Source organism: Curtobacterium pomorum (assembly GCF_044497295.1).
GTDB lineage: Bacteria > Actinomycetota > Actinomycetes > Actinomycetales > Microbacteriaceae > Curtobacterium.
Genome location: NZ_CP172409.1, coordinates 2,402,800 through 2,426,985, shown reverse-complemented (window position 1 = coordinate 2,426,985; position 24,186 = coordinate 2,402,800). Strand labels below are relative to the sequence as shown.

Here is a 24,186-nt window from a genome sequence, read left to right as displayed (position 1 = left end):
TCCGCGTCGTGCTCGTCGACGACCACCCGATGCTCCGGACCGGTGTCGCGGCCGTCCTGGGGACCTACCCCGGCATCGAGGTCGTCGGCTCGACCGGCGATCCGGACGCCGTCGTGTCCCTGGTGGAGGCGACGTCGGCGGACGTCGTGGTGCTCGACCTGGGGCTCGGTTCGCGGAACGGCGGTGACCTGCTGCCCGAGCTCGTGCAGCGCACCCGCGTGCTGGTGTTCACCGCGACGGGCACCGACGTGGCGATCATGCGCGCACTCGATGCGGGCGCGACCGGGTACCTGCTCAAGGACGCCTCGGCTGACGAGCTGTCGGCGGGCATCACGGCCGCGGCGACCGGCACCGCGGTCTACGCCGCGGCGGTCGCAGAACGCATGCTCGACCGTGGACGTCGTCCGGACGAGACCCTGACGCCGCGGGAACTCGACGTGCTGGAGCTCCTCGGCGAGGGGCTGACGAACCGCGTCATCGCCGAGCGGCTGTTCATGAGCGAGTCGACCGTCAAGACCCACCTGATCCGGGTGTTCGCCAAACTCGGCGTGGACGGGCGAGCGGGTGCGGTGGCGGAGGCCACGCGCCGCGGGATCATTGCACTGACGTGATGTGACGCGACGCGACGGCAGCGGAGCGACCACGTGGTCGCTCCGCTGCCGATGCGGTCCGGACCCCGGGGTCAGCGAGCAGGCGTCACTTCGAGATCGCGTCGAGGCCGGCCTGCGCGTACTGCTCGTCCTGGTCACCGGACGGGGCGCCGCCGACGCCGATGCCGCCGATCGAGGCGTCGCCGTCCTTGACGGACACGCCACCGCCGAGGAACAGGGTGCCGGGCAGGTCCCTCAGGCCCGCGTTGTCGCCCGTGGCGCGCTTCGCGAGCTCCGAGGTGGCCGCACCGAACGCGGCGGCCGTGTACGCCTTCTCACGGGAGGCCTTGATCGTGTGCGACGCCGCGTTCTCACCGCGGACGAACGCCTGGAGCTGTCCGTTGCGGTCGACGACCGAGACGCTGACGAAGCCGGCGCCGTCCTCCTGCGCCGCCGCGAGCGCTGCCGAAGCGGCCTGCATCGCCTCGGTGGAGCCGAGACGCTTCGATTCGACGACGGCCTTGCCGCTGACGGACGCGGCGGTCTGCACCGAGGCGGTCTGCGCCGCGGCGGACGTCCGGTCACCGACGGTGATCGACGCGCCGGCGGTGACACCGGCGACGGCGAGTGCCGCGGCGGTCGTGGCGATGAGGGTGTGGGAGAGACGCATGGGGGCGACCTTTCGTTCGTCGTTGTGCTGCAAGCCTCCCTCCGGGGGAGATGTCGGCACATCGACCGTCTGGGCAGCGGATGCGCACCGAACGGTTGACGTCAGAAATCGAACAGGTTCGACCGGATGCCCCCGGCGCCGTACTCCCGCCGCAGGAGCCCACGGCGTCGGAGCACCGGCACCAGGTCGCCGAGCATCCGGTGGATCTGCGCCGGGTGCAGGTCACCCGAGAAGATGATGCCGTCGTTGTCGGCGTCCGACCCGAGCTCCTCGATGAAGTCCGCGAACTCGTCGGCGGTCCCGACGAAGCCCTCGCGCGAGGACACCCACCCCTTGCGGGCCTTGCGCTCCAGGAGCGAGCGCAGGGGAGCGTCCGGGGTGTCGCCGAGCAGTCCGCGGATCGTGCCGGCGGACACGTGGTCGCCGAAGGTACGGTCCGGCACGGGCGCGTCGAGGTCGAGCGCGAGCAGGTCGGTCTCGGAGTCGCTCGACCACGCGATCGCCGCGGTCCGGAGGTCGTCGTCGGACGGGTGCCGGGACGCCTCGACGATCCGATCGGCCTCGTCGGGCGACGACACGATCTCGGGCTTGAGGACGAACAGGATCCGCAGGTCGGCGGCCGTGCGTCCGGCGGCCTGCGCTGCGCTGATCACGCGATCGCGGTAGTCCGAGACCGCGGCGGCGGACAGCGGTGCGAGCGCGAGCTGCACGTCGGAGTGGGTGCCGGCGAACGCGAGGCCGCGACCGGAGCCTCCGGGGGAGACGACCACCGGCTCGGAGTCGAGCGGCAGGGCGTTGAGCGGGCCGTCGGCGGTGAAGTACGCGCCCTCGTGGTGGAAGGTGTCGAGTTCGTCGCCGTCGGCGAAGTGCCAGTCCGAGGGATCCCCGACGTGTCCGTCGGGCCCCCACGAGTGCCAGAGTCGGCGGAGCAACGTGAGCCACTCCTCGGCACGGTCGTACGCCTGGTCGTGCGGCAGCGGTGGCAGACCGGCGTGCCGGGCACTGCCGACGTCGGTCACGACGTTGATGCCGAGGCGTTCCGACGACAGGTGCGCCAACGTGGCGAACTGTCGCGCCGCCAGGTACGGCGGGGTGAACCCGGCGTTCACGGTCGGCGCGATGCCGATGTGCGAGGTCGCGGCGAACAGGTACGGCGCGAGCAGCAGCGGGTCGTGCTTCGGGCCGCCGTACGCCTGGCGGATGCGCAGGTCGAGCGTCGACGGGTTGCCGAGGGAGATGGCGTCCTCGGCGATGACCAGGTCCATGCCGGCCTGCTCGAGCGTGCGGACGGACTGCTGGTACAGGTCGGGCTTGGTCCAGTCGTGCCCCCAGTCCCAGTCCGAGCGCCCCCAGGCCTGCGGGCCGAATCCGCGCGAGAAGAAGTAGCCGAAGTGTTGCGGTCGTGTCATCGTCTAGAGCTCCTCGGAGATCACGTGCGTGCCCGGGACCGAGTGTTCCAGGGACGCACGCTCCGCGTCGGACGCGCCACGGGCCTCCAGGCCAACGCTGCCGTCTGCGGAACGCAACGCGGCGAACCCGCGTTCCAGGTCGCGGAGCAGGTCCGCGACGTCCTCGATGCCGACCGACAGTCGGATCAGGCCGTCGTCGATGCCCTGGTCGGCGCGCTCCGCGGCGGTCTTGCCGGCGTGCGTCGTCGTCGCGGGGTGCAGGATCAGCGAGCGGACGTCGCCCAGGTGGGTCATCCGGCTGAACAGCTGGACGCTGTCGATGAAGGTGTGCGCGGCGGCTTCGCCGCCCGCCAGCGTGAACGCGAAGACGGAGCCGGCACCACGCGGCAGGTAGCGCTGGGCGAGGTCGTGGAACGGACTGGAGGCCAGACCCGCGTGGTCGACGCTCGTCACCTCCGGCTGTGCTTCCAACCACTGCGCCACCGCCAGCGCGTTCGCGCTGTGGCGTTCCACGCGCAGGCTCAGCGTCTCGATGCCCTGGCGGATCAGGAACGCGTTGAACGGCGACGGGGTGGGGCCGATGCGCGAGGCGACGACGTCGCGCGCGAAGACGACGAACGCGCGGTTGCCGTAGCGCTCGACGTAGCTCTCGCCGCCGAGCGACCGCTCCGGGCTGGTGAGGTGCTGCCAGCGCTCGGGGGAGGCGGACCAGTCGAACGTGCCGCCGTCGACGACCACGCCGCCCAGTCCCGCGCCGTGACCGGAGAGGAACTTCGACGCCGAGTGGATGACGATGTCGGCGCCGTGCTCGACCGGCCGGACCAGGTACGGCGTCGCCAGGGTGTTGTCGACGATCAGGGGGACCCCGGCACGGTGGGCGGTGTCGGCGACGCCGGTGATGTCGAGGACGTCGTTCTTCGGGTTCGGGATCGTCTCGGCGAAGAACGCCTTGGTGTTCGGACGGACCAGGCGCGCCCACTCGTCGAGGTCGCGCTGGTCGGCGACGAAGTCGACCTCGATGCCGAGCCGGCCGAGGTTCTGCACGAGGAGCCCCTTGGTGCCCTCGTAGATGCTGCGGGCGGCGAGGACGTGGTCGCCGGCCTGCAGGAGCCCGAGGAACGCGATGGTGGCTGCCGCCTGTCCGCTGCCGACCAGGATCGCCTCGACGCCGCGCTCGAGCAGGGCGACGCGGCGCTCGACGTCGGCGTTCGTCGGGTTGCCGAGGCGGGTGTAGGTGTAGCCGTCCTCGGTGCCGGCGAAGCGGTCGCGCGCCTGGTCGAAGTCGTCGAAGAGGAAGCCGGAGGACATGTGGATGGCCGGGATCCGTGCGCCGTGCCCGGCATCGGGCACGAAGCCGCCGTGCACCTGTTCGGTCGAGAAACCGTGATCGTCGTTCGCCATGGGACACCTCCGGGAGTCGTCTGGCGCTAGCCTCGCAGCCTTCGCCGTGCGGACAGTCGTTTGCGGCGTTCCGTTACGCAGGGCGGGGGCGCGGCGCCGGTCCCGACGCGGAACGACGAGGTCGACGTCGTTCGACATCGAGGACGTCGTTCCGGGTCGACCAGCGCCCCTCGTCAGAAGAGTGCGCGCACGCCCGCAACCACAGTGTCCCAGACCTCGAGCAGTGGGACCCGTGCGAGCCACACCGCCAAGCCGTTCACCAGTACGAACAGCACGAACCAGACCCCGGCCGGCACCCGCATCTCGGCTGCGGCGATGTGGAAGTCCGTCTGCACGCGGGCACCGGTGAGCAGCCACCGTGCGACCTGCACGACGGACCGCAGTCCGTCGACGACGAAGAACGCCCCGACGGCGGCGACCACGAGCACCGTGGTCTCGGACGGACGCAGTGCCACCCACAGCGCCAGGACGTCGAACCCGAGCACGACGAGCAGCCCGAACCAGTTCCGCACGAACACCAGCGCCACGAGCCCGATCACACCGAGCACCGCGACGGGCAGCCACCGCGAGCCGTGCAGCACCCCGGTCACCAGGAGCACCCCGGCCCAGAGCGGCGCGCTGTACCCGGCGTAGAGGTTGAGGATCCGGACGAGCCAGCGGATGCCGCCGGGCACCCGGCCGAGCTGGACCCAGGCCTCGCCGGAGCCGTCCGGGTGCAGGTCGATGCGCTGGATGCGGCCACCGAACGGGACGACGACGACGCAGTGCCCGACCTCGTGGGCGATGGTCGCGGCGATCCGGGCGACGCGTCCGACGAGCGGCAGGAACGGCAGGAGCGCGCCGACGACGAGCGCGGCGAACACGAGGGGCGGGGCTGCGGTGGTCAAGGGACCAGCATCGCAGCCGTGTCCCGCGAACTGCCCGAGACCCGGCGGCGAGGACGATGTGGAACGACATCCTCGACGTCGTACGACATCGAGGGTGTCGTTCCGAGTCGTTCCGCTCCGGCGAGCCGGCACTCAGCCCAACCGTGCCCGTCAGCCCAGGGCGGTCGGCCCCGCCACCACGACGACGAGCACCGTCGTCATGGCGATCGCGAACGCGGTGAGCACGACCAGGAACGTCGTCAGGTGGTTCATCCGGCCGCGCATCACTCGACCGTCACCGACTTCGCCAGGTTGCGCGGCTTGTCGACGTCGCAGCCGAGCTGCAGCGCGAGTTCGCGGGCGAGCATCTGCAGCGGCACGACGGCCTCGAGCGGGCCCCACGGCGCGGCCATGGCGCCCCAGGCGAGTCCGCCGGTGCCGCGGCTGCCGAGCGCCGGGATGTCCGACCCCTCGCCGCCGATGGTGATGACGAAGCCGCCGCGGGCGCGGACCTCGGCGATCGCGGACTGGATCTTCGGCTCGCCGTGGTCGACCACGACGACGGGCGTGCCCTCGTCGACGAGTGCGAGCGGCCCGTGCTTCAGTTCCCCGGCGGGGTAGGCCTCGGCCCAGCGGTAGCTGAGCTCCTTGAGCTTGAGCGCGCCCTCGGCGGCGTACGGCAGGCCGGCACCGCGGCCGAGGAACAGGAAGCCGGTGGCCTCCTTCACGCTCGACACCAGGAGCGGCATCCGGTCGGCGGACACCTGGGTGGCGTGTTCGATGCGTGCCGGCAGGTCGAGGAGTTCGTCGACGAGTGCGTGGGCGCGTGCGACCTCGATGCGGCCGGACGCGACGAGCGCGGAGATCACCGCGGCGACGCCGACGACGACCTGCGCCGTGAACGTCTTCGTCGCGGCGACGCCGATCTCCGGGCCGGCGTGGCAGTCGAGCACGGCGTCGGCGCGACGGGCCAGCGAGGAGTGCATGTTGTTCGTCAGCGCCAGCACCGGGTGGCGGTCCTCGAACCGGTCGAGCGCACGGAGGACGTCGGCGGTCTCGCCGGACTGGCTGATCGCGACGACCAGGGTGTCCGGGCCGAGGACGGCCTGGTCGGCCTCGCTGGCGACGACGATGTCGGTCGGGACGCCGCCGATGCCGCGCAGGGCGGTGGCGATCACCTGGCCGGCGTTGAGCGAGGTCCCGCAGGCGACGATCGCCAGGCGTTCGAAGGCGGGCAGCCCGAGGCCGACCCACATGCTGCCGTCCGCGGTGCGCCGGGCGATGCGGTCCAGGATCGTGCTGACGACGTCGGCCTGCTCGCCGATCTCCTTCGCCATGTGGTCCGGGTGGTCGCCGAGGTCCAGCGCGGTCGCGGCGAACGGCGAGGGGGTGGGGAACGGCACGGGGACGGTGATCCCGTTCGACGACCAGGTCCAGGCCTCGCCGAGCTCGACGACGTCACCGTCGCGGAGTGCGACGAAGGTCTCGCACCACTCGGCGATCGCACCGATGTCGCTCGCCACGAAGTCGCCGCGGGCGGACCGGGCGACGACGAGCGGGGAGCGGTCCGCGGCCACGACCATCCGGCCGTCGCGGGCGTCGAGGACGACGATCGCCCACGACCCCTCGAGCTGCGCGGTCGCGATCTGCACGGCGAGCATCAGGTCCGGGTCGACGGCCAGGGCGCGCTCGACGAGGTGCGCGATGACCTCGGAGTCGACCTCGGAACGGAACCGGTGCCCCTGCGCCTCGAGCATGTCGCGCAGGCGGTCGGCGTTCTCGATGATGCCGTTGTGCACGATGCTGATGCGGCGGGAGCAGTCGGCGTGCGGGTGGGCGTTCGCCTCACGCACGGCACCGTGCGTCGCCCAGCGCGTGTGGCCGATGCCGACACCGGTCAGGGCGTCGCCGGACCGGGCGGCGACGAGCGTGCGCAGGTCGCCGACACGGGACACCGAACGGATCGTCTCGGTGCTCCCGGTGGCGGTCCGGACGGCGATGCCGGCGGAGTCGTAGCCGCGGTACTCGAGTCGCTCGAGTCCGTCGAGCAGGTAGGGCGTCGCGTCGTCAGACACGCGGGCCGCGATGATGCCGCACATCGGCTGTCCCTTCGGGGGAACGGGGTGGGGGAGTGGAGCGGGGTTCGGCACCGACCGCCGTCGGGTCTGCCGCGCGTCCGGGTCCTCGCGGTCCTGACCGGCGCCCGTCCTCGGATCAGGCGAGGACGGACGACGGAGTGGGTGGGCCACGAGGTTCGGGTACCGGACGGGGTACCGCGGTCTGGCCCCTGGGGAGGGGCACGGCGGTCGGTGCATGAGAAGCCTCACCCGGCGACGCCGCCACGGCAACAGTCGTCGACTGCTCTTGCGGTTCCCCGCGTGCGGGGGACGCCGCGGTGCGGTCGCGTGCGGACTCCCGCAACGTGCGCGCGCAACGCACGACGCGTTCTGGACAGGGAAAAGGCGGACGGGAGGCCCGGTACCAGCTGGTACCGGGCCTCCCGTCCGCCTTGTGGTCGCGTCGACTACGTGAGCAGCGCGACCAGGTGGGAGCGCGACCGCGCGCCCACCTTGCGGTAGATCTGCGTGAGCCGCAGCTCCACCGTGCGCTGCGACATGAACAGCGACGACGCGATCTCGCGGTTGCGGTAGCCCTCCGTCACCTTCTGCACCACGGCGCGTTCCTCGGCCGTGAGCGAGGTGAGCACCGCGGAGGCGTCCGGAGCGCTCCGGGGCGTCCCCGGCATCGACGCGGACAGCACCGGTGCGGACCGGAGCGACGACCCCGTGCCGAACGGCGGCATGGCCGCTGCCGGTGCGGGGGTGACGAGGGGACGGCGCATGCCGGCCGCCTCGTACGCCGCGGCCGCTGCTGCGCCGAGACGCGGACGCTCGGCGGGGTTGCCGACGACCGCGAGGGCCGCGAACGTCCGTGCCCGCTCGAACTGCGAGTCGTGCGGCTGGAACAGCTCCAGCGCGCGGCGACGGGCCGTGTCCCGGGTGGTGTCGTCGGCGACGAGCGCGAGGCTCCTCGCCAGCACGAGCGCACCCCAACGGCCCGGTCGGGCGTGGTGGTCCGCAGCGAGTCGCGCCGTGATGGTGCGGGCGTCGTCGATCCGTCCGAGGCGCGCGTACGCCTCGACCAGGTCGCCGAGGTGCCGGAGTACCGCGGGGTTCCGCAGGGACCGGCCGATGGCGTCCGCCGCTTCGAGTGCGGCGGCTGCCTCCTCCAGTCTGCCGTCGAGCAGCAGGACCCGACCACGGAGCGCGTGCAGCTTCGCCGTCGCACCCCACAGGCGGCTCGTCGAACGGTGCTCGAGGCACCGGTCCACGACCGCCAGGGCTTCGGCGGAACGCCCCTCGGCGAAGTGCCGCCAAGCGATCGCGATGGCCCGCGACGGCTCACGGAGCCGCTCGACCACCGAGGAACCGGCCTCCCACACGTCGATCGCGCGGAGCGCCTGCCGGAAGTTCCCGGAGCGCACCTCGTTCTCGGCGGTCAGGTAGCGAGCTGCCTCGGTCCACACCGGTGCCGTCTGCGGGCCCCGGGCGAGGACGAGTGCGAACACCCGACGCGCGCTTCGGTACCGCTCGGCGATGCTCAGCGCGTGGGCGAGGAGCAGCAGGGCCGGGTCGGACATCGCCAGCAGCACCGACGTCGCGAGTCCGTCGTGCAGGTCGGTGTCCGCCGGCAGGGTGCCGTCGATCGCGGCGATGAGCTCCCGCGCGGTCGTCGTGATCTCCAGCGTGTGCGGAGACGCCGACGCCTCGAGGGGCTCCACACGGTGCAGGAGGTCCCTCGCTTGGTCGAGCTCCCACGCCTCGGCACGGAAGCACGCCACCATGGCCATCAGCCCGGCGATCGCGTCCACGTCGGCCGGCTCGGTCGCGTCCACCGACACGAGGAGCTCGTCCGCGTGCACGGCGTCGCCACTGAGGTACTGCGCCGAGTACTGCAGGCGCAGCCGGCGGACCTCGTGCGCAGTCGTCCGGAACGGACGGAGCGCGGCGAGGTAGCGCGCGGCGTAACCGAGCATCCGGTTGCCGAGCAGGGCCTCGGCGACCCCGAGCAGCGCGACGAGCTCGTCCTCGGTGCCGCCACCGACGTGCAGGGCACGCTCGGTGAGGGCGATCGCGGCGTGCACGTTGCCGTCCACCACGTAGGACCGTGCGGCGCTGAGCAGCGCGACCACGTCGGGGACGTCGTCGACGAAGCTCCGGTGCCACGCGGCGGCCCGCGGGTCGGACTCGGCGCTCGCCGTGGCCAGCGCGGCGTGCGCCGCGCGGCGGTCACGGGCGGGCATCCGCCAGTACAGCGCGGACCGGACCAGGGGGTCGCGGACCGTCACGCTCTGACCCCGCACGGTGGCGAGGCCTGCTCCGACCAGGTCGTCCAGCTCGTCGCGGTCCCAGGCCGTGGTCTTCGCGACCGGCACCAGGGCGAGCTTCGCGAGGACGTCCAGATCTCGTCCCGCGGCGGACCCGAGTGCGAGCGCCGCGAGGGCCTCGGTCGTCGGAGTGGGTCGGAGCGGGAGCACGATCGGCTCCGCACCGGTGAGCTGCTCGCGGCTGAGCACCGCGAGCTGTTCGCGGAGTGCGCCGGGGTTGCCACCGGTCTCCGCGGCGAGGACGGCGAGGACGCCGTCGTTCGCCTCTTCCGGTGCCATCGACCGGGCGAGGATCAGTGCCTCGTCGGACGGCAGCGGCTCGATGCGGAGCGCCGGCAGGGCCGCGAGCGGACCGTCCGACGGCACCGAACGGACCGTCGCCACGACGCGCAGGGCGGTGCCCGCGAGTCGGCCGGCGAGGAACGCGATGAGCTCCTGGCTCTCGACGTCCATGCGGTCGAGGTCGTCGATCAGCACGAGCGTCGGCGGCAGGGTGAGCGCGTGCACGGCGTCGAGGAAGTCGTGCGCCGCCGCCAGTCCGGCGGTCACGGGGACCGCCGTCTCGCCCGTCTGCAGGAGATGGGCGATGTGGGCCGTCGCACGGGGGTCGTCGAGCGCGGTGAACAGGGAGGTCACGCCGGCCAGGGGCCACCGGGATTCACTCCCGTTGACACCGACCCGCACGACGGGGAGGGAAACGCGGTTCGAGACCGCGTCGAGGACGCTGCTGCGTCCGGAACCAGGGTCGCCGACCACGACCATCGCGGACTCCCGAGGGAGTACAGCGAGGGTCGCGATCCGGTCGACCTCGAGACGTCGACCGGTGAGTGCCATGACTCACCGGCCTCCGGGCCCGGAAGCGGATCCTGCGGAGAGGTCGTCGGCGAACGCTGCGTTCGCTGCGACGGGGCGCCGTGAGGCGGACCGGACTGCTGCACGGTGGGTGGCCGTGTCGGAGTGCGGACGGGAGGCGGCGACTGCGCGCGCGCCGGAGCTGTCGTGGATTGGATGCGGTCGACGAGTGAGGGTGCACTCGGTTCCGCTCGGGAACGATGATGTCATCGTCTGTATCACCCCTCGGGTTAGGGTCTTCGGACGAACACGGTCGGTCTGCGCTCATGTACTCGGATCTAGGGAATCCGGGTCAGCGCGTGACCTTCCGCATGAGCACGATAACTCAGGTACTGGCCATCTGAGCCGCCCCGCGCACCCCGTATCCGGCAACGGTGCCCCCAGTCCGGGGGGCCACGACGAGGGAGTGTCACCCGCCCGGGGGTGGGTCTCGCCCGCCCGGAGGCCGGTCGGTGTACGAACGATGGTGATGTCCAGCGCTGACCCGACCGACGCCCGCCTCGACGACCGCACGCGTTGGAGGGCCTTCGCCGTGTGCGTCGCCGTGGCGGCCCTGACCATCCTCGACCTGTCGAAGGTCAACGTCGGACTGCCGTCGATCGAGCAGTCCCTCCACGCCACCAGCTCGTCGCTCCAGCTCATCGTCGCGGGGTACGCCCTGGCGTTCGGTCTCGCCCTCGTGCCCGCCGGTCGGCTCGGCGACCTGAAGAGCCGCCGCGCCCTGTTCATCGTCGGGCTCGTCGCGTTCACCGTGTCGAGCCTGCTCTGTGCCGTGGCACCGACCATCGAGGTGCTCATGGTCACGCGGATCCTGCAGGGCTTCGCCGCGGGCACGCAGATGCCGCAGGTGATCGGGCTCGTGCAGCAGCTGTTCCGCGGGCCGGAACGCGGACGGGCCTTCGGGCTGTTCGGCGCCATGATCGGCATCTCCACCGCGCTCGGCCCGACCATCGGCGGTGGGCTCATCGCGATCGGCGGTGAGGAGAACGGGTGGCGTCTGCTGTTCTGGATGAACGTGCCGCTCGGGCTCGTCGCCCTGTTCTTCGCGGTGAAGCTCCTGCCCAAGGGAGCGCAGGGACAGGCGAAGGACCGCGAGCTGGACATCGTCGGCATCCTGCTGCTCGGCGCCGCGATCATCACGCTGATGCTGCCGTTCGTGCTCACCACGGGTGCTGGGGACTCCGGCGCGCGGTGGCTGTGGCTCGTCGGGTTCGTGGTGTTCCTCGGACTGTTCGTGCTCTGGGAGGTCCGGTACAAGCGGCAGGGCAAGTCGCCGGTGGTGCACTTCGAGCTGTTCCGGCTGTCGTCGTACCGCAACGGGCTGTCGATCGTCGCCGTCTACTTCGCGGCGATCCCGGCGTCCTTCCTGATGGTGACGCTCTTCCTGCAGGAAGGCCTCGGACTCTCCCCGCTGTTCGCCGGCATGGTGAGCATCCCGTTCGCGGCCACGAGTGCCGTCGGGTCGTACATCGGCGGTCGGATCGTCGACCGGGTCGGGCGGGCCCTGGTGGTCTTCGGGCTGTTCATGGTCGTGGTCGGCTTCGTGCTGCTCATGCTCGCCGCGGTCCTGACCCCGCCGGAGGTCACGCCGTGGGCGATGGCGGGGGCGTTCCTGGTCGGTGGGCTCGGCGGCGGGTTCGTGGTGTCGCCGAACCAGACGCTCACCCTGGCCGAGATCCCCGTCGAGCAGTCCGGCGTCGCCGGGTCCATGCAGCAGCTCGGGCAGCGCGTCGGGACCGCGATCGGCACCGCGGTGGCGACGAGCATCTTCTACGGGATCGTGCGGGGTTCCGCTGCCGGTGACGGGTCCGGGGGGAGTCGGCTCGACGCCTACCACGACGCGTTCCGGAGCGGCACGACGTTCACGGTGTCGCTGATGGCGCTCGCTCTCGTGCTGGCCGTCGGGGACCTGGTGGTGCGGCGGCGTGCGGCTCGGCGCGAGGCCGCGGCGGCCTGATCGACTCGGAACGACACCGTCGACGTCGTCCGACGTCGACGGTGTCGTTCTGCGTCGCGCTAGCGGCGGATGACCTCGACGACGGCATCGTGCACCAGGCCGTTCGTCGCGAGCGCGCTGCCGTGCCAGGCTCCGGGGTCGCCGTCGAGCGAGGTGAAACGTCCGCCCGCCTCCTCCACGATGGGGACGAGGGCGGCGATGTCCCACGGCTTCAGGTCGGGTTCGCCCGCGATGTCGATGACGCCCTCGGCGACCAGCATGTACGACCACATGTCGCCGTAGGCGCGCGTGCGCCAGACCCTGCGCGACAGGTCGACGAGCGCGTCGAGCCGGTCGTCGTCGTCCCACTGCTGGATGCTGTTGTAGCTCAGGCTCGCGTCGGACAGGTCCGCGACGCCGGACACGCGGAGCGCGCCGTCGAACGAGTGCGCGCCGAGCCCCTCCGCCGCCCACCAGCGCTTGCCGAGCGCGGGGGCGCTCACCACGCCCAGCACTGGGCGACCGTCGACCGCCAGGGCGATGAGCGTCGCCCACACCGGCACGCCGCGCAGGTAGTTCGCGGTGCCGTCGATCGGGTCGACGACCCACTGGCGGTGGCCCTCGCTCGTCGCCTCGGCGCCGGTGTCCGCCGTGGTCTCCTCGCCGAGGAACGCGTCGTCGGGCCGTTCCGTCGCGATCCGCTCGCGCAGGGCGTGCTCGACGGCCTGGTCGGCATCGGTGACGTGCGTGCTGTCGGCCTTCTTCGACACGTGCAGGTCGGCGGCGCGGAACCGCTCGAGGCTGATCGTGTCGGCGATGTCGGCGAGTGAGCGGGCGAAGTCCAGGTCGGCGCTGAGGTCCACGGGTCGAGCGTAGCGGGGCTACGCGGCGACGACCTCTTCCTCCTCGAGCCGGGTGACCTCGCGCTCGCGGGCGATGCGCGTGCGGCGGGCGACGAGCCCGTGCACGACCACGCAGAGCAGGACCGCCGCGGCGAGCCAGAGTGCGAGGACCAGGGACGACCGGCCGAGGGAGGCGTCCGGGAAGTACTGCAGGTCCTGCGCTGCCTGCAGCCACGCGGCGCCGCTCCAGAAGGAGTGGAGCGCGGAGAAGAACCCGGGCACGAACGACGCCTGGAAGATCCCGCCGGACGACGTGAAGTTGAGCATCACGAACAGCATCGTGAGCACCGGAGTGGTCCACCGCCCGAGCACCGGGTGCAGGCCCACGCCGATCGCGACGATGATCGCGTCGTACAGCCAGGCGAACAGGAACACCTGCCAGTGGTGCGTGGTGATGACGCCGTAGATCGGTCCGGCGACGATGATCCCGATGCCGGCGACGACCCCGGCGGTGGCGAGCCCGACCACCGCGGTCCACACCGCGCGGAGCTTCGTCGCGACGGACGCCACGGCGATGGCCGATGCGTAGCCGCCGACGCTCAGCGCGACGAGCAGGAAGAACAGCCCCTGCCCGGTGCTGTCCTGCTCGCCCGTCGGGACGACGTCGACCACCCGGAACGGCACGTGCTGCTCGTACGCGATCGGCAGGAAGACCTTCTGCGCGGCGGACGCGGTCGTCTCCGACGCAGCCGTCGAGACGTAGAGCGTCGCGCCCGTGGTGGTCGGGGCGTACACGGCGGCGAGGTCGCGGTCGCGGATCTGCCGCTCGGCGTCCTTGGTCGAGGCGACGACGTGGGCGACGAGCGCGCCGTCGGACTCGTCGGTGACGGTCTGGGCGAACACCTGGGTCGCGGCGGACTGCCCGACGATGCCGACCGGCAGCTCCTTCGGCGCGGGTGCGTGGAAGGCGCCGAGGTAGGCGAGTCCCATGCCGGCGGCCAGGAACAGCGGCACGAGGATGTGCGTGGCGAAGGTCAGGAGCACCCGTCCGAGGCCGGCGGGGCGCAGGACGCTGTCGGTGCGCTGCGGCTTCGGGGCCCTGGGGGACTTGTGCGTGGGGGAGTGGTGCGCGTGCGACGTCGTTGTCGTGCTCGAGGACGGGGCGTCGACGGCGGGGGTCGGCGCAAAGTTGTACTTTGCAACTTCAGACACGAGGGTCCACTGTACAACACTGCTGCACACGTGTCGACGCGGGGTCGGGCGGGCAGCGGGGCGGGGCGCGGTGGGGCGGGGCGCGGCGGGGCGCGGCGTGGTGGGGCGCGGTGATGCTGGCGACACGCCCGAGCTCACTCCGCCGAGGTTCCACAACACGCCGCGCGCTGTTCGCCGAGGTTCCACGAACGGCCCGTGACGCCGCCGAGGTGTGCAGATTTCGGAACCTCGACGGGACGGCACGGGCGCGGCGGGACGGCACGCGGCGGGACGGGCTACTCCAGGCCGGGGTCGGACGCGCCCATGCCGGTCAGCAGTGCGCGGAACGAGTCGAGCCGTTCGACGCCCGTCGGCCCGAGCTCGCCGTCCTGCACCCGGTCGACGATCTCCCAGTCGTGCGCCTGCGCCAACGGGATGCCGTCCCGCGCGGGCCGCACCGGGATCGCGTGCGAGGCGAACGCGCGGAAGACGTTCGCCGGGTCGACGTGCCCGAGGCCGAACGACCGCACGCCGGGGGTGTCGATGATCCAGCCGCCGTCCCGCACCCGCAGCGCGATCGACGACGACGAGGTGTGCCGCCCGCGACCCGTCACCGAGTTCACGACACCGATCGCCCGCGTCGACCCGGTCAGGGCGTTCACGAGCGTCGACTTGCCGACGCCCGAGTGCCCGACGGTCACGGTGACCTTGTCGTCGAGCAGGTCGTGCAGCGCCTCGAACGGGACGTCGTCCGATCGGCTCGTCACGATCCGGAGGTCGAGGCACGCGAAGTGCGCCAGGAACGGGGCAGGGTCGGCGAGGTCGGTCTTCGTGATGCAGAGGATCGGGTCGAGGCCGGCGTCGAACGCGGCCACCAGGTACCGGTCGATCAGGCGGGTGCGCGGCTCGGGGTCGGCGGCGGCCACCACGATGAGCATCTGGTCGGCGTTCGCCACGATGACGCGCTCGACCTCGTCGGAGTCGTCGGCGCTGCGGCGGAGCAAGGTGGTGCGCTCGGCGACCTTCACGATGCGTGCCAGCGATCCGGGGTCGCCGGAGACGTCGCCGACGAGCGACACGTGGTCGCCGGTGACGACGGACTTCTTGCCGAGCTCGCGGGCCTTGGTCGCCGTGATGACGTGCTCGTCGCCGGAGCCGGAGCCGGAGCCGGAGCCGGAGCCGGACCCCGTCCCCACCAGCACGCCGAACCGCCCGCGGTCGACGTTCGTCACCCAGCCGACAGGAGCGTCGTCGTAGGTCGGCCGCGTCTTCGTGCGGGGTCGGTTGCCCTTCGGGTTCGGACGCACCCGAACGCTCGACTCGTCGTACTGTCCGTACGGCTCGTCCGCGTCGGAATCGTCACCGTCGACGTCGTCCCACCAGCTCATGCGCTCAGACTCCCGGAACCGAGTCGAGCGAGCCGGAGGAGGCGACCATCGCCGCCCACAGCTCGGGGAACTGCGGCAGGGTCTTCGCCGTCGACCCGATGTCGTCGACGGCGACGCCGTCGACGACGAGCCCCACGATGGCGCCGGCCGTCGCCATCCGGTGGTCGTCGTACGCGGCCCAGTCGCCGCCGTGGAGCGCGGCAGGCTCGATCCGCAGGCCGTCGTCGAGTTCGTGCACCGAGCCTCCCGATCGGTTCACGTCCGCCGCGAGCGCGGCGAGGCGATCCGTCTCGTGCCCACGCAGGTGGCCGATCCCGGTGATCTCGGTCGGCTCGCCGGCCAGTGCCGCCAGCGCGACGAGCGCCGGTGCGAGCTCGCCGCCGCGGCTGAGGTCCAGGTCGACACCCGGCAAGGAGGCCCCGCCCCGGATCCCGACGCCGCCGTCGACGACCAGGTCGTCACCGTCTCGGGCCACGGTCGCGCCCCACAGGGGCAGGAGCGTCTCGAGGTCGGCGCCGACCTGCGTGGTCGCGCGCGGCCAGGTGCGGATGCGGACGGTGCCGCCCGCGACGAGCGCGGCGACCGCGAACGGTGCGGCGTTCGACAGGTCCGGCTCGATCGTGACGTCGCCCGCGCCGATCGGCCCGGGGTGGACGACCCACTCGCCGACCGCGGGCTCGTCGACGGTCACGCCGCGGGCACGGAGCGTGGCGACGGTCATCTCGATGTGCGGCAGGCTCGGCAGTCGTTCGCCCACGTGGGTGAGGTGCAGGCCCTCGTCGAAGCGCGGCGCGGAGAGCAGCAGGCCCGAGACGAACTGGGACGACGCCGACGCATCGATCGACAGGGCGCCACCCCGGACCGAGCCGGTGCCGGTGAACGCGAACGGCATCGAGCCGTCGCCGTCGTCGGTGACGTCGACGCCGAGGCCGACGAGCGCCCGGATGATCGCGTGCATCGGACGCTTGCGGGCGTAGGGGTCGCCGTCGATGACCACGGGGCCGACGGCCAGGGCGGCGAGGGGCGGCAGGAACCGCATCACGGTGCCGGCGAGCCCGCAGTCGACGCGCACGTCGCCGTGCATCGGCGCCGGGGTGATCCGGAGGTCCGGGCCGTACGGGTTCGGCTGCTCGCCCGGTGCCGGTTCGACCTCGTCGATCCCGACGCCGAGCTGCCGGAGCCCCGCGATCATGAGCGCCGAGTCGCGGGAGTGCAGCGGCAGGCGGATGACGGAGGGGCCGTCCGCGAGGGCGGCGAGCACGAGCTCGCGGTTCGTCAGCGACTTCGAGCCGGGCAGCGCGACGTCGCCGCGCAGGGGGCCGCGCGCGAGCGGGGCGATCCAGGGGGCCAGGTCCGCGGCGGGCTGTGCACCGCTCCGGGAATGCGTCGTGTCTGCCATCGGTTCACAAGACTACTGAAACGATCGGGAGGACCCTTGGCGACAGCACTCGCACCATCGCGGACGCGCCTGCCCGGCGTGTCCACGTCGCTCGCTCTAGACTGGCCCGCGATGACGACCGACGAGCCGCAGGCAGCACCGCACGACCTGGTCGAGGAGACCGAGGAGCAGCTCGACGCGGTCGAGGCGGAAGACGAGGCGTCGTTCGTCGACGCCAAGACGGTGCCGGCCGACGAGCTCCGCACCCTCTTCGAGACCCAGGCGCTGCCCTTCATGGACCAGCTGTACGGCGCGGCGATGCGGATGACCCGCAACCCGGCCGACGCCTCGGACCTCGTGCAGGAGACGTTCGTCAAGGCGTTCGCCGCGTTCCGTCAGTTCAAGCAAGGCACGAACCTGAAGGCCTGGCTGTACCGGATCCTGACGAACACGTTCATCAACACGTACCGCAAGAACCAGCGGAACCCGTACCAGGGCACCATCGACGAGCTCGAGGACTGGCAGCTGGGCGGCGCGGAGAGCGTCACCCAGTCGATCTCCGCACGGTCGGCCGAGGCCGACGCGATCGACCACCTGCCGTCCTCTGCGGTCAAGGACGCCCTGCAGGCCATCCCGGAGGACTTCCGGATGGCCGTGTACTTCGCTGATGTCGAGGGCTTCTCGTACCAGGAGATCGCCGACATCATGAAGACCCCCGTGGGGACGGTCATGAGCCGTCTGCACCGTGGTCGCCGGCTCCTCCGGGGGCTCCTGGCGGACCACGCCCGTGAGACCGGCATCGTCCCGGACGCAGCGTCGACGGCGACGATGCGCGGACGAGGCCGGAAGACTGCCGCGACCGAGGGTCGCGTCGATGGGAAGGAAGCACGATGAGCGGCTGCGACTGCTCCAAGGCGAAGGCCGAGCTCGAGGAGTTCCTGCACGGGGAGCTCTGCCGCGAGGACGCGGCGGACATCCGTGAGCACATGGACGACTGCGAGGACTGCACGACCGAACACCGCGTCGGCGTCGTCCTGATCGAGACCGTGCGCCGCGCGTGCAAGGAGACCGCTCCGGAAGAACTGCGTGGCGAGATCCTCGCGCGCATCCGGCTGGAGCAGTCCACCCACTGACGAAGCTGCGGGCTCAGCGTCCGGCGGCGTGGTGCGCTGCGATCGTCGAGGCGTCCAGCACGTCGTCGTACACGCGGACCGTGTCGACGTCGCCGGTGAACGCGTACCCACCGGCGTTCGGCCATCCGGCCAACGTCTGCCGGCCCGCTCGCCAGTGCAAGTCGTACTGTCGGAGTGACACGGCGTCGGTCCGGGCGTCCTGTTGCACCCCGTCGAGCCAGAGGGTCAGCAGCATATATGAATATCAGTTGTGATGACACTCCGTCGCAACACAGCGCGGCGCCCGGGTAGGGTCGCCAGCATGACCCTCCTCGTCGAGTCGATCACCACCTGGTCCGACACGGACGTCTCCGACGTCGCCGCCCTCGTCCGCCTGCTCGGCCACGAGGTCGACGACGCGGCGATGCGCGCGCGCCTCGAACGGCTCACACCCGAGGCCGGACACCGCACCTGGGTGGTGCGTGGCGACGATGGTCGCGCGGTCGCCGTCGCCGGCGCGCAGGTCACCTGGGCGTACGCGAGCGACGAACCGACGGCGCAGCTCCTGCTGCTGGTGGTCGACGACACGGCCAGGAGGCTCGGCACCGGTTCGGCGCTCATCGGCACCTTCGAAGCATGGGCGGTGGAGCAGGGCGCGCGTCGCCTGAGCGCCGTCAGCGCGGCCGCGACGGACAGCGCGCACCGGTTCTACCAGAAGCGCGGGTACCACGACGCCGGGGTGCGCTACACGAAGATCGCGTAGCGCACCCCGGCGTGGGGTCTAGCCGAGTGCCTTCTCGATGACCTCGGTGGCCTCCTGCGCGGAGCGCTTCGACGAACCGGTGGCCGGCGCGGCACTCGCGGCACGGGCGGCGACCGACAGCGGTCGACCGTCGAGGTGCGGTGACAGGTTCATGCAGACGAAGGGCCAGGCGCCCTGGTTCTCGGGCTCTTCCTGCGCCCACACGACGTCGGCGTCCGGGTAGCCCGCGAGCACCTCGAGGATGCGCTCGAGGGGGAGCGGCGCGAGCTGCTCCAGCCGGACGAGGGCGACGTCGGTGACCCCGCGCTTGTCGACCTCGGCGCGCAGGTCGTGGTGCACCTTGCCGGAGTGCAGCACCACGCGACGCACCGCGGCCTTGTCGGTCACCCGGTCGTCGTCGATGACCTCTTCGAAGGTGCCGTCGGTGAAGGCCTCGACCGCACTCGTCGCCTGCCGCAGCCGGAGCATGGCCTTCGGCGAGAAGACGATCAGCGGCTTCTGCGGACGCGCCCACGCCTGACGACGCAGCAGGTGGAAGTAGGACGCCGGGGTGGAGGGACGGGCGACGACCATGTTGTCCTCGGCGCACAGCTGCAGGTAGCGCTCGATGCGGGCGGAGGAGTGGTCCGGTCCCTGGCCCTCGTAACCGTGCGGCAGCAGCAGCACCAGGCCGGAGCGCTGACCCCACTTCTGCTCGGCGGACGAGATGAACTCGTCGATGACGGTCTGGGCGCCGTTCGCGAAGTCTCCGAACTGCGCTTCCCACAGCACGAGTGCCTCGGGGCGCTCCACCGAGTAGCCGTACTCGAACGCCATCGCCGCGTACTCGCTGAGGAGCGAGTCGTAGATGGTGAAGCGGGCCTGGCCCTCGGAGAGGTTCGACAGCGGCAGCCACTCTTGGCCGTTCGACCGGTCGTGGAACACCGCCTGGCGCTGGACGAAGGTGCCGCGCCGGGCGTCCTGGCCGGCGAACCGGACGGGCTTGCCCTCGACCAGCAGCGAACCGATCGCCATGAGCTCGGCCATCGCCCAGTCGACGCCGCCGTTGCGGGTCATCTCGGTGCGCTTCGACAGCAGCTGCTGCAGCTTCGGGTGGATCGAGAAGCCGGCGGGCGGGTTGCTGTGGGCGTCCCCGATGGAGCGGACGAGTTCTTCGGAGACCGCGGTGTCGCGGACCTCGACCTCGGAGTCGTCCTGCTGCGCCGCCGGACGTTCGAGCCCCTGCACGGCGCCGTCGTCGTCGACCTGGATGACCGGGATGGTGCCGGTCTGCGCCTCGTGCGTCTCGGCGAAGGCACGCTCCAGGCGGTCCTGGAAGTCGCGGTGCGCCTCGTCGTACTCCTCCTGGGTGATGTCACCGCGGCCGACGAGGGCCTCGGTGTACAGGGTGCGGACGGAGCGCTTCGCCTCGATGAGGTTGTACATGAGCGGCTGGGTCATCGAGGGGTCGTCGCCCTCGTTGTGCCCGCGGCGGCGGTAGCAGATGAGGTCGATGACGACATCGCGGTGGAACGCCTCGCGGTACTCGAACGCCAGGTCGGCGACGCGTGCGACGGCCTCGGGGTCGTCACCGTTGACGTGGAAGATCGGCGCCTGGATCGTCTTGGCGACGTCGGTGGAGTACACCGAGCTGCGTGCCGACTCCGGCGGGGTCGTGAAGCCGACCTGGTTGTTGATGACGAGGTGCACGGTGCCGCCGGTGCGGTAGCCGCGCAGCTGCGACATCTGCAGCGTCTCGACCACGACGCCCTGACCGGCCATCGCCGCATCGCCGTGGACGAGGACCGGCAGGACGTTCGTCGAACCGGGGCCCTGCTTGTCCTGCTTGGCGCGGACGATGCCCTCGAGCACGCCGTCGACGGCCTCGAGGTGGGACGGGTTCGCCGCGATCGTCACGGGGATGCTCGAGCCGTCCGAGGTGCGGAAGAGCCCCTCGGTGCCCACGTGGTACTTCACGTCGCCGGAGCCCTGGCCGGACACCGACCCCGGCAGGGACGACCCCTCGAACTCACGGAAGATCTGGCCGTACGTCTTGCCCGCGATGTTCGTCAGCACGTTCAGGCGACCGCGGTGCGCCATGCCGATCGCGACCTCGGCGAGGCCCACAGCAGCGGCGTGCTGGATGAGGGTGTCGAGGAACGCGATGGTGGACTCGCCGCCCTCGAGCGAGAAGCGCTTCTGTCCGACGTACTTCGTCTGCAGGAAGGTCTCGAACGCCTCGGCCTCGTTGAGCTTGCCGAGGACACGGAGCTGCTCGTCCTTCGACGGCTTGGAGTAGGGGACCTCGATGCGTTCCTGCACCCAGCGGCGCTGCTCCGGGTCCTGGATGTGCATGTACTCGATGCCGACCGTGCGGCAGTACGCGTCGCGCAGGATCCCGAGCACGTCGCGCAGCGGAGCGCTCGTCGTGCCGGCCAGCCCGCCGGTGACGAACTCGCGGTCGAGGTCCCAGAAGGTCAGCCCGTGGCTCTCGATCTCGAGGTCGGGGTGTGTGCGCTGGCGGTACTCGAGCGGGTCGATGTCGGCCATCAGGTGCCCGCGGACGCGGTAGCTGTTGATGAGCTCCTGCACGCGAGCGGTCTTGTTGACGCGGTGCGCCAGGTCGACGTTGATGTCGTTCGCCCACTGGATCGGCTTGTACGGGATCCGGAGCGCGGCGAAGATGCCGTCGTAGAAGCCGTGCTCGCCGATGAGGCGCTCGTGCACGTGCTTGAGGTACTCGCCCGACCCGGCGCCCTGGATGACCCGGTGGTCGTAGGTGCTCGTCAGGGTGATGGTCTTGCCGATGCCGAGCTCGACCAGGGTCTTCGACGCCGATCCCTGGAACTGCGCCGGGTACTCGAGGGCGCCGGCACCGATGATGGCGCCCTGCCCCTTGGTCAGGCGGGGGACCGAGTGCACGGTCCCGATGCCGCCCGGGTTCGTGAGCGAGATCGTCGTGCCCTGGAAGTCGGCCGGCGTCAGCTTGTTGTCGCGGGCCCGCTTCACCAGGTCCTCGTACGCCGACAGGAACTGGCCGAAGGTCAGGGTCTCCGCGCGCTTGATGCTCGGGACGAGCAGCGACCGGGTGCCGTCCTTCTTCGGGACGTCGATCGCGATGCCGAGGTTCACGTGCGCCGGGGCGACGACGAACGGCTTGCCGTCGCGCTCCTCGTAGAACACGTTCTGGCTCGGGAAGTCCTTGAGCGCCTGCACCATCGCCCACCCGATCAGGTGGGTGAAGGAGATCTTGCCGCCGCGGGCACGGCGCAGGTGGTTGTTGATGACGATCCGGTTGTCGATCATCAGCTTCGCCGGGATCGTCCGGACGCTCGTCGCGGTGGGGACGGTGAGCGAGGCGTCCATGTTCGACGCCAGGGTCTTCGCCATGCCCCGGAGCGGGGTCGCCACGTCCTCGTGGGTCTCCTCGTGGTCGTCGGCGGCGTCGTTCGCCTCGGCCGGGATCGGCGGTGGCGTCGGCTGGCGCGACGTGGTCTTCGCCTGGATCGGACCACCGGCCGGAGCGGGCGCTGCGGCGGACGGCTCCGTGGTGGTGGTCTCGGCCGCGGCGGGAGCGGCGGGGGCGGTGTCAGCTGCCGGAGCGCCGCCGACCTGCGTGCGGTGGTAGCTCTCGAGGACCGGCCACCAGGACTTGTCGACCGACTCCTTGTCCGCGACGAACTGCTCGTAGAGCTCGTCGACGAGCCACTCGTTCGCCCCGAATTCGCCCGCGGTCTCGTCCGTTCCGGTCAGATGGCTCGACACAGCCGATCGCCCACTCTCCGTCGATAGATGCTCGTGTGTGTCGTGCGGCGCAACCCTGCCCCGCACAGGTGCCAAGCCTAGCCGCTCGCACATGTCCGTTCCGTGTCAGCCTCGGCGCGAGTCGGGGCCCGGTCCGGCCCCCGGGCGGAGCCGTACAGTGGGGCCCATGAGGTTCTACGAGACGCGGCCGACGCACGACCTGACCTACTCCGACGTCTTCCTCGTCCCGAGCCGTTCCGGTGTGACGAGCCGCTTCGACGTCGACCTGGCGTCCAACGACGGCAGCGGTGCGACGATCCCGATCGTGAGCGCCAACATGAACTCGGTCACGGGTCCGCGCCTCGCCGCGACCCTGGCCCGGCGCGGTGGCCTCGGCGTCCTGCCGCAGGACATGCACCTGCAGGACCTCGACGCCGCGATCCGCTGGGTGAAGGACCAGCCGGTCGACTACGACACCGCCTACGACATGGGCTCGTCCACCACCGTCGCCGAGGCACTGGAGCAGCTGCTGCCCGTCGCCGGTCGTGGCGTGGTGGTCCGTGACGCCGCCGGGGAGTACCTCGGCTGCGTCCCCGCGAGCCGGCTCGGCGACGCCGGTCCCGACGCGACGCTCGGCGACCTGCTGCACGGCGCCTCGACCGCGATCGACGCCGAGGACGCCGGCACGCCCCGCCACGTCTACGACGTGCTGAGCGGCGCCGAGGTCGACTTCGCGCCCGTCGTCCGGCACGGCAAGGTGGTCGGCACCACGAGCCGGACGAGCGCCATCCGCTCCGACATCTACACCCCCGCCGTCGACGCCTCGGGTCGCCTGCGCGTCGCGGCCGCGATCGGCATCAACGGCGACGTCGCCGCCAAGGCGCAGGCCCTCGCCGCCGCCGGGGTCGACGTCCTGGTCCTCGACACGGCCCACGGACACCAGGAGGGCATGCTCCGCGCGCTCCGCACCGTCGCCGCACTGCGGCTCGGCATCCCGCTCGTCGCCGGCAACGTCGTCACCGCCGACGCCGTCGCCCACCTCGTCGACGCGGGTGCGGACATCATCAAGGTCGGTGTCGGACCCGGCGCCATGTGCACCACGCGCATGATGACCGCGGTCGGTCGGCCGCAGTTCTCCGCAGTCCTCGAGACCGCGGCGGCGGCGCGGTCACTCGGCGCGCACGTCTGGGCCGACGGCGGGGTGCGGTACCCGCGCGACGTCGCCCTCGCCCTCGCGGCCGGCGCCTCGGCCGTGATGATCGGCTCGTGGTTCGCCGGCACGCTCGAGGCGCCGGGCGTGCTCCGCCGCGACGCCGCCGGCAAGGCCTACAAGGAGAGCTGGGGGATGGCGTCCGCCAAGGCCGTCCGCGAGCGCTTCGAGCGGCTCGACCCGTACGAGCGAGCCCGCAAGGAGCTGTTCGCCGAGGGGATCTCGTCGTCGACGATCTACCTCGACCCGGAGCGCCCGAGCGTCGAGGACCTGCTCGACATGATCACCACGGGCGTCCGCAGCTCCGCCACCTACGCCGGTGCCGCGTCGCTCGCCGAGTTCTCGGAGCGTGCCCTGGTCGGCATCCAGTCCGCCGCCGGGTACGAGGAGGGCAAGCCGCTCCCCGTCAGCTGGTAGCGGCTGGCCGCCAGCGCCGCGAAAGCGACAGATCCCTGTGGAACGTTCGCA

The 24,186-nt window shown here is 71.7% G+C and carries 19 protein-coding genes; 6 read left to right on the top strand and 13 right to left on the bottom strand.

Annotated features, from left to right (window positions below; genetic code table 11):
- The first annotated feature begins 8 nt into the window (after positions 1-8).
- Entirely contained in the window at positions 9-611 is a 603-nt protein-coding gene (locus ACGH48_RS11575) for a response regulator transcription factor (protein ID WP_260233007.1), read from the top strand.
- 85 nt (positions 612-696) lie between these two features.
- Here the strand turns inward: ACGH48_RS11575 and ACGH48_RS11570 are convergent, their stop codons facing one another.
- The 7 genes from ACGH48_RS11570 to ACGH48_RS11540 form a co-directional block, all read right to left on the bottom strand.
- On the bottom strand, positions 697-1,260 hold the full coding sequence (locus ACGH48_RS11570) for a heme-binding protein (RefSeq protein WP_123312321.1): 564 nt from the start codon (positions 1,258-1,260) through the stop codon (positions 697-699).
- Between the two features lie 101 nt (positions 1,261-1,361).
- Positions 1,362-2,669, bottom strand: a complete 1,308-nt coding sequence (locus tag ACGH48_RS11565) for an LLM class flavin-dependent oxidoreductase (protein WP_396288716.1) — start codon at positions 2,667-2,669, stop codon at positions 1,362-1,364.
- A gap of 3 nt (positions 2,670-2,672) precedes the next feature.
- A complete protein-coding gene (locus tag ACGH48_RS11560; protein ID WP_123312323.1) occupies positions 2,673-4,070 on the bottom strand; it encodes an O-acetylhomoserine aminocarboxypropyltransferase/cysteine synthase family protein in 1,398 nt (465 codons plus the stop codon).
- A gap of 173 nt (positions 4,071-4,243) precedes the next feature.
- Positions 4,244-4,957 (bottom strand): M50 family metallopeptidase, encoded by a 714-nt coding sequence (locus tag ACGH48_RS11555; RefSeq protein ID WP_396288715.1) that lies wholly within the window; start codon positions 4,955-4,957, stop codon positions 4,244-4,246.
- A 150-nt stretch (positions 4,958-5,107) separates the two neighbouring features.
- Positions 5,108-5,221, bottom strand: coding sequence for a Rax2 family protein (locus ACGH48_RS11550; RefSeq protein WP_260233009.1), 114 nt, complete (start codon positions 5,219-5,221; stop codon positions 5,108-5,110).
- Entirely contained in the window at positions 5,221-7,035 is a 1,815-nt protein-coding gene (gene glmS / locus ACGH48_RS11545) for a glutamine--fructose-6-phosphate transaminase (isomerizing) (protein ID WP_396288713.1), read from the bottom strand. Before glmS ends, ACGH48_RS11550 begins: the two co-directional genes overlap by 1 nt.
- Before the next feature lie 425 nt (positions 7,036-7,460).
- Complete coding sequence (locus tag ACGH48_RS11540; RefSeq protein WP_396288712.1) at positions 7,461-10,157, bottom strand: LuxR C-terminal-related transcriptional regulator; 2,697 nt, start codon at positions 10,155-10,157, stop codon at positions 7,461-7,463.
- A gap of 487 nt (positions 10,158-10,644) precedes the next feature.
- Between ACGH48_RS11540 and ACGH48_RS11535 the strand changes: the two genes are divergently transcribed.
- A complete protein-coding gene (locus ACGH48_RS11535; RefSeq protein ID WP_396288711.1) occupies positions 10,645-12,132 on the top strand; it encodes an MFS transporter in 1,488 nt (495 codons plus the stop codon).
- A gap of 59 nt (positions 12,133-12,191) precedes the next feature.
- On the opposite strand, the gene hisN is transcribed toward ACGH48_RS11535, so the two are convergent.
- From hisN to aroA, 4 genes are all read right to left on the bottom strand, one after another.
- Positions 12,192-12,974, bottom strand: a complete 783-nt coding sequence (gene hisN, locus ACGH48_RS11530; protein WP_123312329.1) for a histidinol-phosphatase — start codon at positions 12,972-12,974, stop codon at positions 12,192-12,194.
- A gap of 18 nt (positions 12,975-12,992) precedes the next feature.
- Complete coding sequence (locus ACGH48_RS11525; RefSeq protein ID WP_148061746.1) at positions 12,993-14,165, bottom strand: hypothetical protein; 1,173 nt, start codon at positions 14,163-14,165, stop codon at positions 12,993-12,995.
- Positions 14,166-14,440: 275 nt separating this feature from the next.
- Positions 14,441-15,532, bottom strand: coding sequence for a ribosome small subunit-dependent GTPase A (gene rsgA, locus ACGH48_RS11520; RefSeq protein WP_396288710.1), 1,092 nt, complete (start codon positions 15,530-15,532; stop codon positions 14,441-14,443).
- A 4-nt stretch (positions 15,533-15,536) separates the two neighbouring features.
- Entirely contained in the window at positions 15,537-16,931 is a 1,395-nt protein-coding gene (gene aroA, locus ACGH48_RS11515; RefSeq protein ID WP_396288709.1) for a 3-phosphoshikimate 1-carboxyvinyltransferase, read from the bottom strand.
- Between the two features lie 111 nt (positions 16,932-17,042).
- On the opposite strand from aroA, the gene ACGH48_RS11510 reads away from it, so the two are divergent.
- The gene (locus ACGH48_RS11510) at positions 17,043-17,804 is read left to right on the top strand and encodes a sigma-70 family RNA polymerase sigma factor (protein WP_396288708.1); all 762 of its coding nucleotides are present in this window, start codon (positions 17,043-17,045) and stop codon (positions 17,802-17,804) included.
- Positions 17,801-18,043: a zf-HC2 domain-containing protein gene (locus ACGH48_RS11505; RefSeq protein WP_111086426.1), complete on the top strand. Its 243-nt coding sequence runs from the start codon at positions 17,801-17,803 to the stop codon at positions 18,041-18,043. Before ACGH48_RS11510 ends, ACGH48_RS11505 begins: the two co-directional genes overlap by 4 nt.
- A gap of 13 nt (positions 18,044-18,056) precedes the next feature.
- Here the strand turns inward: ACGH48_RS11505 and ACGH48_RS11500 are convergent, their stop codons facing one another.
- Entirely contained in the window at positions 18,057-18,278 is a 222-nt protein-coding gene (locus ACGH48_RS11500) for a hypothetical protein (RefSeq protein WP_396288707.1), read from the bottom strand.
- 66 nt (positions 18,279-18,344) lie between these two features.
- Between ACGH48_RS11500 and ACGH48_RS11495 the strand changes: the two genes are divergently transcribed.
- The gene (locus ACGH48_RS11495; protein WP_123294768.1) at positions 18,345-18,785 is read left to right on the top strand and encodes a GNAT family N-acetyltransferase; all 441 of its coding nucleotides are present in this window, start codon (positions 18,345-18,347) and stop codon (positions 18,783-18,785) included.
- Between the two features lie 18 nt (positions 18,786-18,803).
- Here ACGH48_RS11495 and ACGH48_RS11490 read toward each other — a convergent pair whose 3' ends face one another.
- On the bottom strand, positions 18,804-22,529 hold the full coding sequence (locus tag ACGH48_RS11490; protein WP_396288706.1) for a multifunctional oxoglutarate decarboxylase/oxoglutarate dehydrogenase thiamine pyrophosphate-binding subunit/dihydrolipoyllysine-residue succinyltransferase subunit: 3,726 nt from the start codon (positions 22,527-22,529) through the stop codon (positions 18,804-18,806).
- 166 nt (positions 22,530-22,695) lie between these two features.
- On the opposite strand from ACGH48_RS11490, the gene ACGH48_RS11485 reads away from it, so the two are divergent.
- Positions 22,696-24,135, top strand: a complete 1,440-nt coding sequence (locus tag ACGH48_RS11485) for a GuaB1 family IMP dehydrogenase-related protein (protein ID WP_123312335.1) — start codon at positions 22,696-22,698, stop codon at positions 24,133-24,135.
- Positions 24,136-24,186 lie beyond the last annotated feature (51 nt).